The organism is Salirhabdus sp. Marseille-P4669 (genome assembly GCF_900240405.1).
In the GTDB taxonomy this organism is placed as follows: domain Bacteria; phylum Bacillota; class Bacilli; order Bacillales; family Alkalibacillaceae; genus OEQK01.
This window is the reverse complement of record NZ_OEQK01000006.1, coordinates 99247-114154: the sequence shown is the minus strand read 5'-3', so window position 1 is coordinate 114154 and position 14908 is coordinate 99247. Positions and strand designations below refer to the sequence as shown.

General features: G+C 37.6%; 12 protein-coding genes. 10 read left to right on the top strand and 2 right to left on the bottom strand.

Annotated features, from left to right (window positions below; genetic code table 11):
• Positions 1-29: 29 nt before the first annotated feature.
• From C1A05_RS12540 to C1A05_RS12505, 8 genes are all read left to right on the top strand, one after another.
• Complete coding sequence (locus C1A05_RS12540) at positions 30-452, top strand: GntR family transcriptional regulator (RefSeq protein ID WP_102028582.1); 423 nt, start codon at positions 30-32, stop codon at positions 450-452.
• Positions 415-1293 carry an ABC transporter ATP-binding protein gene (locus C1A05_RS12535; protein ID WP_102028581.1) on the top strand — a complete coding sequence of 293 codons (879 nt, stop codon included), beginning with the start codon at positions 415-417 and terminating at the stop codon, positions 1291-1293. The genes C1A05_RS12540 and C1A05_RS12535 overlap by 38 nt, the downstream gene beginning before the upstream one ends.
• The gene (locus C1A05_RS12530; RefSeq protein WP_102028580.1) at positions 1283-2266 is read left to right on the top strand and encodes an ABC transporter permease subunit; all 984 of its coding nucleotides are present in this window, start codon (positions 1283-1285) and stop codon (positions 2264-2266) included. The genes C1A05_RS12535 and C1A05_RS12530 overlap by 11 nt, the downstream gene beginning before the upstream one ends.
• Positions 2267-2279: 13 nt before the next feature.
• Positions 2280-2849 (top strand): DUF4825 domain-containing protein, encoded by a 570-nt coding sequence (locus C1A05_RS12525; RefSeq protein ID WP_102028579.1) that lies wholly within the window; start codon positions 2280-2282, stop codon positions 2847-2849.
• 398 nt (positions 2850-3247) lie between these two features.
• Positions 3248-4204: an ABC transporter permease gene (locus C1A05_RS12520; RefSeq protein WP_102028578.1), complete on the top strand. Its 957-nt coding sequence runs from the start codon at positions 3248-3250 to the stop codon at positions 4202-4204.
• Complete coding sequence (locus C1A05_RS12515; protein ID WP_102028577.1) at positions 4194-5144, top strand: iron chelate uptake ABC transporter family permease subunit; 951 nt, start codon at positions 4194-4196, stop codon at positions 5142-5144. Before C1A05_RS12520 ends, C1A05_RS12515 begins: the two co-directional genes overlap by 11 nt.
• A complete protein-coding gene (locus tag C1A05_RS12510; RefSeq protein ID WP_102028576.1) occupies positions 5138-5896 on the top strand; it encodes an iron ABC transporter ATP-binding protein in 759 nt (252 codons plus the stop codon). Before C1A05_RS12515 ends, C1A05_RS12510 begins: the two co-directional genes overlap by 7 nt.
• Positions 5897-5927: 31 nt before the next feature.
• Positions 5928-6866 (top strand): siderophore ABC transporter substrate-binding protein, encoded by a 939-nt coding sequence (locus C1A05_RS12505; RefSeq protein WP_102028575.1) that lies wholly within the window; start codon positions 5928-5930, stop codon positions 6864-6866.
• Positions 6867-6939: 73 nt separating this feature from the next.
• On the opposite strand, the gene C1A05_RS12500 is transcribed toward C1A05_RS12505, so the two are convergent.
• The gene (locus tag C1A05_RS12500; RefSeq protein WP_102028718.1) at positions 6940-7809 is read right to left on the bottom strand and encodes an SDR family oxidoreductase; all 870 of its coding nucleotides are present in this window, start codon (positions 7807-7809) and stop codon (positions 6940-6942) included.
• 145 nt (positions 7810-7954) lie between these two features.
• Between C1A05_RS12500 and C1A05_RS12495 the strand changes: the two genes are divergently transcribed.
• Together C1A05_RS12495 and C1A05_RS12490 are read left to right on the top strand one after the other, a co-directional pair.
• Entirely contained in the window at positions 7955-9001 is a 1047-nt protein-coding gene (locus tag C1A05_RS12495) for a PQQ-dependent sugar dehydrogenase (protein WP_102028574.1), read from the top strand.
• An 82-nt stretch (positions 9002-9083) separates the two neighbouring features.
• A complete protein-coding gene (locus tag C1A05_RS12490; RefSeq protein ID WP_102028573.1) occupies positions 9084-10241 on the top strand; it encodes an acyl-CoA dehydrogenase family protein in 1158 nt (385 codons plus the stop codon).
• 50 nt (positions 10242-10291) lie between these two features.
• On the opposite strand, the gene C1A05_RS12485 is transcribed toward C1A05_RS12490, so the two are convergent.
• On the bottom strand, positions 10292-14593 hold the full coding sequence (locus tag C1A05_RS12485; protein WP_102028572.1) for a S8 family serine peptidase: 4302 nt from the start codon (positions 14591-14593) through the stop codon (positions 10292-10294).
• Positions 14594-14908: the final 315 nt, after the last annotated feature.

Here is a 14908-nt window from a genome sequence, read left to right as displayed (position 1 = left end):
CTTAAGACAATAAAGTTGGGGGTGAAAAAGTGTATGTTCTACTAGACCCTAAAAGCAACGTACCAATTTATGAGCAAATTATAAGACAGGTACGAGAAAGAATTGTGCAAGGAATCGTACGTCCAGGGGAAAAGGTTCCATCTATTCGGGAGTTATCAGCTGAATTAGCAATCAACCCTAATACAGTTAGTAAGGCGTATAAAGAGTTAGAGCGGTTAGGAATTTTTGTTACGTATCGTGGAAAAGGAACGTTTATTAATGAAGAAATAGAGCACTTATCGAGTGAGAAGGATATTCTGAAATTAAAAGAAGTGGCAAAAGAACTTGTAATAGACAGTATCTATAATGGGATTGGTCTCGATAAATTGATGGAATGGATTGAAGAATATTACTTGGAAATGGAGGGGAGAAGTAATGATCAAGGTCGAGGGTCTAACGAAGAAAATAAATAATAAAACAATCCTTAAGGATATTAATGTTTCGGTTCCTAATGGTAGCATAACTGGTATTGTTGGGCGTAATGGTGCGGGTAAGACAACCTTATTGCGCTTAGTGGCAGGGATATTAAAGCCTAGCCAAGGAAGGATTACATTAAACGACCAAGATGTTTTTCAATATCCTCAAGTGAAACAAGATATTGTATTTGTTCCAGATACAACTGATGCCTTGAGGCAATATACAGTGAAAGAAATTGTTTCGCTTTATAAACGAATTTATAATCAATTTAATGAAGAAGAGTTTTACCAATTGTTAAGCCGTTTTGAAATGAAAGAAAGTGGAAAAATTAAAGCCTTCTCCAAAGGACAAAAGGCATTATTTTCACTAATATTAGCCTTTTCCACAAATGCCAAATTTTTATTACTCGATGAGCCAACAGATGGATTAGATGTCATTGTGAAAAAAGAGATTTTACGTTTTATTGCTGGCGCGGTAGCAGAAAAGGGTGTTTCTGTGTTGATTTCCTCACATCGATTAGATGAATTAGAAGCATTAGCGGATCACATTGTTGTATTGAAAAACGGTGTGGTCGATTCAGAAATGGAGATGGATGTCCTTAAACAGCAATATTGCAAAATTCAAGTAGCTTATCAAGAAGGATTTCCAGAAGCACTTAGAGGAAAAGTCCATATGTTAAATGAATCGGGTCGAGTTTACGTTTTGCTATTGGAGAAAGAAGATGAAGAGACGATTCAACAATTGAAATTGGCGCAACCCATTTTATATGAGGAATTACCATTGTCCTTGGAAGATATATTTATTGCTAAATTAGGTGGTGATACGTTTGGTTCCTAAAGCATTATTAAAAAAAGAATGGAAGCATGTATCTTTATTGATTTGGGCTATCTTTATAATAGGTTTTATTCAATTCCCGTTAATGATTAGTTTGAAAATAGAAGAATGGAAAACAGATCAAGATCAACCATTTTTCAATGAACACATACCGTTTGAAATTCACTCCGCATTTTCCGGGAACTTATTTTCCATCGTGTTGCTTGGATTGATCTTAGGTTTATCGGCTACTTTTATTGGAAAAGAACGAAATTCCAAACGACATGATTTTTCACTAGCATTACCTTTTTCCAGGACATCCATGTTTATGACAAAGATGGTTCTTGGATTAACCACCATTGTAATTTCGTTTATGATTAGCTACTGGATTGGATATTTTCTAATTGCTCAGTCTGAGTTTTCCTATATGCTTACACATTTAGACTTCCTTGCTACCTTTGTATCACCATTAGCTGGATATTTTGTATTATTTACGTTTACGATGTTCATCGGTACGTTCACTGGAGATGCTCGTTCCCAGTTATCGTTAAGCGTCATTTTTCTTTTATTACCAGCAGGGCTTTATCTCATGATTAGAGAGTTCTGGATGGTTCATGAGCTCGGTTATGTCCGATTTACAGAGTTACCACAACGATTATCTTGGCCGATGTATTTATTTGACAATAGCTTTAACCTACTTGATTTGTTGGTTCCAATAATCTTTGGTTTTGTTTTCTTGGCATTAGGATTACTCCTTTTTGAAAAGGCTCCAGCTGAACGTAGTGGAGAATTTATCGTATTCCCTATATTAAAGCCATTCTTCAGTATTGGTATTCTCGTTTGTTCCTTTCTACTAGGTGGGTTACTTATGACGGCATTTATTCCATATAACCTTCCAGTTAGTGCTAGAATTATTGCCTATTGGTTTGGAGCATTACTAGCTGTTTCTTTTGCTTGGGTGATTTCCAAAAATTTTTTAGGGTTATATAACCGTTAATATAGGAGGTAACATGAAAAAAATAAAAGCACTTGTATTACTAATGATTAGCTTACTGTTCTTTTTCGGATGTGCAGAGAAAGTAGAAAGTAAAATCAAAACAATAGACGATGTAAATGTAGAAGCCCTTGCAGGATACAGTGGAACGTATGTTGGAGATAATTCCGAAATAGGTGCCATTGTGAAGGAGCTTATAGGCGGAGAGACATACGATCAGCTTGATTTAACGAACCAACAACTAACCGTATCTTATAGCATTGAAACAGAGGAGTTTCGGGATTTTTGGTATGGAAATGAGAAACTGCTGAATGAGAATCTTCTTTATAATATGTTTTATTTAACACTTCTGGTTCCGAACGCAAAGGGGTATACACTCCAATTACCAGATCATTCACTGACCATTTCTAGAATCGATATGATGGCATTTTTGGAAGCTTATTTGGAAGACCTCCCGTCGGAAGAAGATTTTTATAAAAAAGATGTAATGGAAAGATATATAGCAGATCACTACAAGGAGTGGACCAAGCTTATTCAGTCGGAATCATTTCAAAATGATTTTTACCAACAGTTTCCAAAGTCGTGAATGAGAATGAGGCCGTGTCCAGGAAAGGGAAGTATTTTGCCGCAGCGCTTTTAGCACGCATCATCAATTAGACGAGCGAGAGCTACACGTCTAAAAATGGCAAAAGAAAATCCAAACCATACACATTCTGCGAAAGAATGTTGTATGGTTTGTTTTTTTTTGCTTAGATCTACTTTTCTTATTTAACGCATAGACATTTTGTTCAAAAAATATTCAAAATTAGACAATAAAATAAAAACGTTTTCCATTGACAATAGTTCTCAATTAGTTATAATAAAACTGGAGCTAATTGATAATGAATCTCATTTTCATTAATTAGAATAATTCTAAATTAATGTTACATACAGCTTAGAATGAATATAAAGTAGATGGCTAGCATGTGAGGAGAAAACCCTAGTATGTTAAAAAAACGTTATTTAATTACTTTATTGATCCTATTATCGATAACATCCTTGTTTATTGGGGTTTCGAATGTATCACCATTAGATATTTTTCAATTAAGTAAAGAGGAATGGGAGATATTATGGGTCTCTAGAATTCCAAGATTAGTTAGTATTTTAATAGCTGGAGCGAGCATGAGTATTATTGGTTTAATTATGCAGCAGCTCAGCAGAAACAAGTTTGTTTCTCCAACGACAGCAGGGACGATGGATTCTGCGAGATTAGGTATTTTAGTATCTATGTTAATATTTACATCCGCGAGTCCATTAGAAAGAATGATTGTTGCTTTTACTTTTGCTTTGCTGGGAACCTTTATCTTTATGAAAATATTAGATAAGGTGAAATTTAAGGATGCGATTTTCATTCCATTAGTAGGTTTGATGTTTGGTAATATCGTAGGTTCGATAACTACTTTCTTTGCCTATAAACACGATCTAATTCAAAGCATTTCTGCCTGGTTAGAAGGGGACTTTTCCATGATCGTCCAAGGGCGATATGAATTGTTATACTTCAGTATTCCCGTTTTAATCATTGCCTACATTTTTGCCGATAAATTTACGATAGCAGGGATGGGGGAAGAATTTGCTACGAACCTAGGGTTAAAATATAGGCAGGTTGTAAATATCGGTCTAGTTATTGTGGCACTTGTTACTTCCGTAGTTGTAGTAACGGTCGGCTTATTACCATTTTTAGGCTTAATCATACCGAATATTGTCACCATTTATCAAGGAGATCACTTGAAAAAGGGGATTTTTCATACGGCGATTTTAGGTGCAATCTTTGTGTTGTTGTGTGACATTATTGGAAGAACGATTATCTATCCTTATGAAATTTCCATCGGTCTAACAGTAGGAGTAATAGGAAGCGCAATTTTTCTTTACTTATTATTGAGGAGAAAGAAACATGGGTTATAAAACAAAACTTAGCATACTAGGTATTATTTCAGTCCTCTTAATTGCTATCTTCTTGCTTGTGGATTTGAATGGATCGTGGGACTATATTTTTCCGCGTAGAAGTGCAAAAATATTCGCAATTGTATTAACAGGTGCAGCAATTGCATTTTCAACCGTTATCTTTCAAACGATAACGAATAACCGAATATTAACCCCATCCATAATAGGGTTAGATTCTCTCTACATGTTGATTCAAACGATCATTGTTTTTATCTTCGGCTCCGGAACATTAACAATGATGAACAATTACGCTCATTTCTTATTATCCATTGGGCTAATGATTTTGTTTGCAGCAATTCTTTATAAAATGTTATTTAAAAGAGAAGGGCAAAACGTATATTTCCTTCTGTTAGTTGGGATTATATTTGGTACGTTGTTTGAAAGCCTATCCTCTTTTATGCAAGTGCTAATAGATCCGAACGAATTTCAGATTGTTCAAGACAAAATGTTCGCTAGCTTTAACAATGTAAATACAGATCTTCTATTCATTTCAACTATATTACTGCTATTAGTAGGAATCTATGTATCTAAATATATAAAGTACCTTGATGTTCTTTCGTTAGGAAAAGAACAGGCAATAAATTTAGGTGTGAATTACGATCATGTGGTGAAGAGATTGTTAATTGTAATTGCCATCATGATTTCCATTGCAACGGCATTAGTTGGACCGATTACTTTCTTAGGTTTACTAGTAGCGAATGTTGCATATGAGTTTATGAAAACCTATCGTCATAAATATTTAATTTCAGCTGCGATGTTCATTAGTATTATTGCATTAGTAGGAGGTCAGCTACTAGTCGAACGAGTATTTACCTTCTCGACGACCATTAGTGTAATAGTTAACTTTATCGGCGGCGTATATTTCATTTATCTTCTATTAAAGGAGAGTAAGTCATGGTAAATGTAAAAAGTGTTTCTAAGATATTTGGTAAAACGAAAGTTGTAGACGATGTGACAGTTAGAATTCAAAAAGGCAAGATTACGTCCTTCATTGGACCGAATGGCGCAGGGAAAAGTACGTTATTGTCCATGATCACTCGATTGATTACAAAAGATGAAGGTGAAATTTATATCGATGATAAAGATATAACGAAGACAAAAAGTAATGAGCTTGCAAAGAAAATTTCGATTTTAAAGCAATCCAATAATATTAATCTTCGTCTAACGGTTCGAGAGCTCGTTTCTTTTGGTAGATTTCCTTATTCACAAGGTCGTTTGACTAGAGAAGATTGGCGCTTTGTGGATGAAGCAATTGAGTATATGGCGTTAGGTGATATACAGGATAAATTTTTAGATCAACTAAGTGGTGGTCAAAGACAACGTGCTTATATCGCGATGGTCATTGCTCAGGATACCGAATATATTCTGTTAGATGAACCATTAAATAATTTAGATATGCAACATTCTGTTCAAATTATGAAAACCTTAAGAAGGTTAGTGGATGAGCTCGGGAAGACGGTTGTAATTGTCATTCATGACATTAACTTTGCTTCTGTTTATTCCGATTATATCGTAGCGTTAAAGGACGGAAAGATTATAAAAGAAGGACCAAAGGATGAAATTATCAATTCCGATGTACTAAAGGATGTATACGGAATGGATATACAAATAGAGAACTTTAATTGTGGTCGAATCTGTTTATATTTTTCATAAAAAATAAAAACATTTGCGTGGAGGAACAAAAATGAAAAAGTATCGTTTTTTAATGATAATTGGTTTAGTTTTAACATTATTTTTAGCTGCATGTGGAAGTGATGATTCTGAAGAAGGAAGTCAAGCAAGTGGAGAAGGAATTACCATTAAACATGAGCTAGGAACTACAACAGTTGAAAAAAATCCTGAAACAGTGGTGGTATTTGACTATGGTGCTTTAGATACATTAGATAAATTAGGTGTTGAAGTTGCTGGAGTTTCAAAAGATTCCCTTCCAGCTTATTTATCTAAATACGATAGCGAGGATTATGTAAATATCGGAAGCCTAAAGGAACCTGACTTTGAAACGATTCATGGAATGGATCCGGACGTTATCTTAATTTCAGGTCGTCAATCTGAGTTATATGAAGACTTAAGTGATATTGCACCTACTGTTTATGTAGGGTTAGACACAACAAGATATATGGAATCCTTTGAAGAGAATTTAACGATTCTAGGCGAGCTTTTTGATAAAGAAGCGGAAGTAAAAGAAGAATTCAAAGCGATTCAAGATAATATTGCTGCCTTAAATGAAAAAGCAACCAATATGGAAGAGAAGGCATTAATTGTATTAACAACTGGTGGTAAAATTAGTGCTTACGGTTCAAACTCTCGTTTTGGAATCGTCCATGACGTATTTGGAGTAAAAACAGCAGATGAAAATATAGAAGCTTCTACTCATGGTATGAAAGTTTCTTATGAATATATTTTAGAAACGAATCCGGATTATTTATTTGTCATTGATCGTGATGCTGTAGTAGGTGATGGAGCTGCTGCGGAAGAAGTAATGGAAACAGAGCTTGTTAAACAAACGAATGCATATAAAAGTGACAAAATCGTTTACCTAGATCCAGATACTTGGTATTTATCTGGTGGGGGACTTGTATCTGTTCAACAGATGATTGATGATATTTCAGCTGTCATTGAATAAGTAGTAAAAAAGTTACATAGAGTGAAGGCTCTATGTAACTTTTTTACATGTTGCGAAAATAACAGAAACGTTATTAAGAGCTTACCATTTGACCGCCGTTTACATGAATTACTTGTCCACTTACATAAGCAGAATCGTTTGATGCTAAGTATACATAGGCGGGGGCTAGTTCATAAGGTTGTCCAGCCCGACTCATTGGTGCGCTCTGTCCGAAGGTCGTAACATTTTTTCCAGTAAAACTAGCTGGAATGAGTGGCGTCCAAATGGGACCAGGTGCAACAGCATTTACCCGAATGCCACTTTTTATTAGATTTTGGGACAGTGCTCTAGTGAAGGCAACAATTGCTCCTTTTGTAGCAGAATAATCAAGTAGTAACTCGTTTCCTTCATAAGCAACAACGGAAGCGGTATTGATGATGGAACTTCCTGATTGCAAGTGGGGAAGTGCAGCTTTCGTTAAATAGAAAAAGGAAAAAATATTGGTACGGAATGTGGTTTCTAATTGCTCTCCTGTAATATCTAGTAAACTTTGCTGTGGATATTGGACAGCATGATTATTAATGAGAACATCCAGCTTACCGTAGTGATCGATCGTTTGTTGTATCACGTTCTTGCATTGCTCTTCCTCTTTTAAATCCCCAACGATAAGTAAGCATTCTCTACCGTGCTCCTCAATTTTCCTTTTCGTTCGAAAGGCATCTGGATCTTCATAATTCGAAAAATAGGGTATGACAAGATGTGCACCTTCTTTTGCACAAGCAATAGCTGCTGCAGCACCAATACCACTATCCCCACCGGTAATAACGATAACCTTATCCTCAAGCTTACCAGAGCCTTTATAATTTCCATCATCTACGATAGGTTTGGGGTTCATTAATTCCTCGACACCAGGCTGTACATCTTGATGTTGTAAAGGAAAAGATTGATTATCTTGTGTTGTCATTCCATTCCGTCCTTTCACTAGTAAAGATAAATTGTCTAAATCCTGCCCTTTATTTTTGACCAATGATTATTTTTTACTCTTTGCTTTTAAATTTTCATAGGGTATGGATACAATAATAGTAATAGGGAAAAATGGAGGTCTTTGTGTGAAAAAATACGTCAGTTTTATTTTGTTGTGTATTATAATAGGTTGTTCTCCTAAAGAGGACAATGCTTTGGAAACAACTGCTAATGACACCGTAGTATTAGCAACAAATTTAAACATACCTTGGACCATAAATAAAATAGAGAATACTTTTTATTTGAGTGAGCGTGGTGGAACAATTGTAAAAGTAGACAGTGAAACAGGTGATGTTGCTCGCCAGCAAATAAGGGTATCAAAAGACATCCTCCATACAGGTGAAGGAGGTTTATTGGGATTTTTGTTAAAACCTGATTTTGAATCCAGTCGGGAAGCTTTTGCTTACCATACCTATCAGGAAGAAGGGCAAATTTTAAACCGTGTCATTACGTTAAAATTAACCAATGGAGAATGGGTTGAGGAAGCGGTTCTTTTAGAAGGTATTCCCGGGGGAAGAATCCATAATGGCGGTAGATTAAAAATTGGACCAGACAATAAGCTATATGTTACTGCAGGAGATGCGGGTGAAGCGGAGTTAGCCCAAGATACGAATAGTTTAGCAGGAAAGATTCTCCGATTAAACGTAGATGGTTCCATTCCATCTGATAATCCTTTTGACAATTCTTATGTGTATTCATACGGCCATCGAAACCCCCAAGGTTTAGTATGGGATGGAAATGGTGTGATGTATAGTACGGAGCATGGACAGAGCGCGCATGATGAGATCAATAAAATAGAGCCAGGAAAAAATTATGGGTGGCCGGTAATCCAAGGGGATAAAGAAAAGGAAGGCATGATTAGGCCAATCTTTCATACAGGTGAGGAAACATGGGCTCCTTCTGGTATCGCAATTGAAGATCGAACAATGTATATTGCTACACTTCGAGGCTCTAAATTGATTGCCTTCCATTTAGATGATCATCAATATGATACGCTTTATAATGAGGGTGGAAGATTAAGAGATGTTTTTGTGGAAAACGGTTATGTATATATTGTAACGAACAATCTAGATGGGAGAGGGACACCACAAGCAAATGATGACAAGCTCATTCGTCTCCCTATACTAAAATAATAATTGGACGTTTTATTGATGGAAATAACAGAATACCATCATAGAATAAACATGTAGAAATAGAAAATTTGGAGTGAGTATAATGGCAGACTTATTTACACCTTTTATTCAAAATGACCGACAACAGAGGTTATATCACATAGCAGAACAAGTTGCAGGTAGGATGAAGGCACGTGTGAAGGAAGCGGATGAGCAGGCATTGTTTTTGGAGGAAAATTTACACGATATGAAAGAATTAGGCTATGTGACAATGACATTGCCAAAAGAGTTTGGTGGGGAAGGTATTTCTTTGTACGAGCTTGTTCTTCTTCAAGAAAAGGTTGCAACAGGTGACGGTGCAGCAGCATTATCAATTGGCTGGCACTTAGGTGTCGTGAAAGAGCTAGGAGAGGAGCGCCCATGGGATGCAACTACTTTTGATGCGTTTGCTAAGGATCTAGGTGAGAATAAAAAGGTAGTAAATCGCCTGGCAACTGAACCAGCAACAGGAAGCCCAACAAGAGGAGGGATTCCACAGACCAAGGCGATAAGGGAAGGAAGCTACTATATTTTAAATGGTCGTAAATCCTTTGCGACCATGGCAAGTGTACTAGACTATTATTTAGTAACTGCTTATGTGGAGGAAAAGGATGCAGTTGGTTCCTTTTTAATGGAGAAGGGTGAAACTGGTATAACTATTGAGCATACGTGGGATACGTTAGGGATGCGTGGCACAGGAAGTGATGATGTCATCTTTCAAAACGTAAAAGTACCGGTGGATGCGTTAGTTGAATTAAAATTAAAAGGGAATAAACCGAAAGGATGGCTCCTGCATATTCCAGCTTGCTATTTAGGTATCGCAATTGCAGCAAGAAATGACGTGCTGGAATTTGCCAAGAACTATCAGCCGAATAGTTTAGATAAGCCGATTGCATATGTTCCTCATGTTCAAAATAAACTTGGGGAAATCGAATTAGAGCTATTGCAAGCTCGAACCTTTATGTATAGTATAGCAGAGAAATGGGATAAACATCCTAATTTGCGCGATGGTATGGGTGCAGAGCTTGCTGCAGTTAAGGTCATTGCAACAAATGCAGCAAGTAAAGTAGTGGACCTAGCAATGCGTATAGTTGGTGGAAGAGGACTATCAAAGCATTTTCCATTTGAAAAGTATTATCGTGATGTTCGCGCTGGCTTGCATAATCCCCCAATGGAAGACGCAGTAATTAGTATGCTTGCAAATAAAGCAATAGAAGAATAAAAAAGGAAAACCTGACTTAAAGCACGGAGACCTTAAGTCAGGTTTCTTAGTTATTTCTTCCCTTTCCCTTTCCCTTTCCCCTTACCTTTTTTCACAATGTTAACCTTTCCTTCTGCTTGTTGAATAGTTTGATTATCAAAGGCGTCGGTAACTTTTACTTCGATTACAGCTCCTTCAGCTTGAAGCTTCTTTGGAACCGTCCAATATCCTACATAATGCCCCTCTTCTGTTTCCATCATTGGAAGCTCTGTTGCATTTTGAATACTATTGATATTGGTCAATGGCATTAATACCTGGAAGGTTGCATCGAGATCTGCTTCACTATCAAACTCAATTACTACCGTTTCACCAAAAGTTACATCCTGGTCTTCTGTAGGTGTTAGGTTTGAGATTTCAGGTGCAGTATAATCTGCTTTAACCGAGATTAGTTGGGAACTAGAATTACCAGCTTGGTCTACAGCAATAACCTCAATTTCATTCGTGCCCTCATCCAGAATAATTCGTTTTGAATAGCGTCCCTCTTCAATGGTAGCTTCTTGTCCATTAACCTTAACATAGTCTAAATGAGCATCTGTTACTTCACCTTCAACTGTAACGGTTTCATGATTCATTTCCTCGCCATCTGTTGGACTATCAATTGTAAACTGTGGTGCTTCCGTATCTAAAGTAACAGTGATTGCTTCTGATTCATTTGCTTGTTCTCCATTTACGTAGTTTATAGCTTGAATTACATTTTCACCTTCTGTTAATGTTACAGGGATGTTAAAGCTTCCATCCTCACCAACTTCAACCTGTGTCACTTCTTCATCATTATTTAAAAGAGAAATGGTAGTTGTTGGTGATGCTGTACCTTCAATATGAATCGATTCTTCATTTGTCAAGAATCCATCCGATGGTGACGTAATTTGAGCATTTGCAACTGCATAATCTACTTTTGCTCGAATCATATAGTTTCCTTCACTAGCTGGAGTCTGTGACCAAGCGCCGTCAACAGATTGGAAGCTTCGTTCAGCATATGGACCATTTTCATCCGTTGCTAAACCTGGAGTATTCGGGTTAGGTGATGTTTGAACATATACCATATAGAAATCTCCAGAAACTTGAATATTGTGTTCGCGTAAGTCTACAACCGTCCATTCATTCAAGTCACGAATTGCTTCTGCTTCAATTGGACCTGCTAATTTTTCTCCAGGCAGCCCATCAGGACCTGTGGCATCCCAGACCTCTACAGCGAAGTCTGTTCCACCTGGGTTCGGCCAATCCGTTCCATGGAATTGGAAGACGCCTTCCGTAACAAGGGCTTCTTCTTGTCCTTCTGGTAAGGACATCCGAACAGCCCATTTGTTCCCTGCATCGTAATATGCTCGAGCATTTTCCGCAGTGCCATCATCATAGCCAATTTCTCCACCTGGGTAGGTAAATAAAGGCTCAAGCTCAATGTTTATTTCTTTATTCTCATCAAAGTTTACTTCTAATTCTGTGCCGATAAAGTCTCTTGCATAAACCTTTAATGTGTAAGTGCCTTCATAAGCTGTAAGGTCATAATTACCATTCGCATCCGTTTGAACTGGTTCTACATTCGCATCCTCAACCAGCAAAAGCGTAGCACCTTCAATTGGTTCACCAGAGTTTGCGCTTGTAACGGTACCATTAATGGTTGCCTTTGGTAATTCTTCTAATACAAAGTTTGCAGTAGCTGTTTGGTCTGCTTCTACCGTTACAGCTTGCTCCTCAGAACGGAAACCATACGATTCCGCAACTAGTGTAAAGTCCCCAGCAGGATGTACGAAGGAATAGCTTCCGTCAGCTGGATTAGTTGCAACGGCTCGGCCGTTCTCTAATACCGTCACTTGTGCATCAAGTGGAAGCTCAGATACTTCACTATCTAAAAATTCCACTTGCTCCTGTTCAGTGAAGACAGGTTGAATCTTGTTCGGTTCTACTTTTTCAAATTCTTTTTCTTTAGCTGTTTCTTTATCTTTTACGGGCTGACTGAAAAGACTAGCAGATGGTGCTTCTAAATTTAAGGAAGTATCGGATAATGTGACATTATCAATATACCACCCATCCCTTACAACACTTCCATCTGTATCCAAATTAAATGCTACATAAACTCTTTGACTAGCATATTCGGATAGATCGATTTCAGCCGGTGTCCATTCTTCTTGTGTATCGGTCAAGCGAAGCACTTGTGTCCAATTTTCCATGTCCGTTGAAACGAATACATGTGCATAATCCCAATTTCTTTCTAGGTTATACCAATGATCAAATTGAAGGTAGGACTCTCCTTCTTGTAGATCAATAGGAGGCATTAATAAGGTAGAATTTTCGTTGCTGTTGTATGTTCCTTCAGGATTCGTTGCATATACGTATTCCCCGGATGCTGCTTCTTCTGGACCGGAAGATGGAATACCACGTGCCCATGAATTGCTATCTCCATAGCTAGTCCAACCAACAGGTTCAGATTCAAAGTCTGTTGCATAACCGACAGAGATTCCTGGTACAACATTTGTCTCATATGCTTCACTTGTTACTTCATTATTTCCGAAGTCATTCACTGTTATCGTGTAGGAAAGCTGTCCTTCAACGATATCTTCTCCTGGAATTGTTGCTACAAAGGATCCAGACTTAAAGTCGCCTGATTCTCTAGTAGCTTCAATGGAACCCTCGACTCCATCAGCATTCACATAGTTTACCATTACAGATGTGACACTGATATTGTCGCTTGCTAATACAGTTAAGTCTAAATCCATGCCAGAGTAAACTTCTTCTAATGCTTCATGTTCAAATACTGGTGCTTCCGTATCTTCACCCTCCATTGTAACGGTACCTTCAATTGTACCTAAGCCATCCATTACAGTGGATACAGCATCAAAAGCATTTACTAAACCATGACCAAACCCATTGTTAGGTGATTCTGGATATTCGCTATTGGTAAGTGGTGTAGCAGTATTTACTAGAATTTCTTCAATTTCATCAATAGATAGACTGGAGTTTGCTTGTAGCAATAATGCGACAACCCCAGAAACAGCAGGCCCTGCCATGGAGGTACCATTCCAGCCACCCTCATAACTACCACCTGGAACAGACGAGCGGATGTTTACACCTGGTGCTGAAATTTCCGGTTTAATCTCATCGTACGGAGATGGACCTTCTAATGAGAAGCTAGCTAAATTATCACTTGAATCAGTTGCTCCAGTAGCAAACGATTCTGGATAGTTTGCTGGAACTGCAATCGACCCTGGACCACCTGGATTGGTAAGAGATGTATTACCAGCAGAGAATTCAGGGAAAATACCAGCATGACGCCAAGCAGTTACAACATCGCGATACCATTCATCTAAGCCACTGCCACCACCCCAAGAGTTGTTCACAACATCTGGAGCCTTCGATACATCTCCGCCAGGGGCTAAAATCCATTCGCCAGCAGCTAAAATATCAGCATCACTACCACTACCATTTGCGTCGAATGCTTTTGCTGCTATAAATTTTGCTCCAGGAGCTACACCGACTTGGTTTGAACCATCAGGCTCACTTCCAACCATAGTTCCTGTAACGTGTGTACCGTGACCTTGATCATCATAAGCAGCAGCCTGTCCACTTACGGCATCAAAGAAGCTATACGTATGATCTACTTCACCAGTAGCAGCATTATATCCTAAATATTTTTCCATTAATGCTGGGTGATCCCAATCAACTCCTGTATCAATAGAGGCTACAACAACACCAGAACCATCAATTCCCATATTCCATACATCTGGTGCACCAACACGCTCCACATTCCATTCAACATTTTGAACCTCAGATTGAACGGCTTTTGAACTCTTTTCTACTGTTACTTCATTCAATTGTCTTTTTTCGTTTGGTAATAGCTTTTCCACCTCTTGGAATTTTGCAATTTCTTCAGCAACAGCCTTTGTTCCGGTAACTGCAATCGCATTTACAATATAGTAAGAGTGATAGTCTGTAACAGAACCTTCTTCCAGTTGTTTATCAAGAAATTGCTTTACTTTGTCTTGGGATGTTAGGGCGGTATACTTTAGCTCTGAAATTACCGCTGAGCGTTGAGCATGCTCAACGTTAACGGAGGATAGCCCATTCTTTTGAGCGTTGGTTTTTGCTTCTTTAGCAGCCTTTTCTACATCTGCTTTTTCCGTAAATTTGATAAGAAACGTTACTTTCTCGTCCTTTTCAAATTCAGTGCTTAATGAGGTACTTATTTTAGTTTGAGAGATTTGATTTTGATCCTTCAGTGAACGGTTGACTTCACTTGATTGGGCGAAGCTTGTACTTGGAAGTAGGAGCGATAGAAGTAATGTTAAGGAAACAAAAATACTTAAATACCTAGTCATGTTAATTCCTCCCCTCGAATATTAGATGTGCATATTCTAAGGTGAATTACACCAAGCCTCCTTTCGTTTGTATGTTGATATAATGTTATTCCGTGAAGTTATGGTTAACTATATAAGGAATAAAGAGGGGAATGTGTCAGTTTATGACGAAAAATATTTACTCTAGTGAAAATTGGTAGGTTAGTAGTGTCGGCAATATTAGTCATTGGTTAAATTTTCCTGGATTTTTTAGTTCTTTTATGTTAATTTTTCTAAATTTTAAGTTAATTATTAGATTAGTATTGTGCTACATTTAGAAAAATGAAAAATATGTCC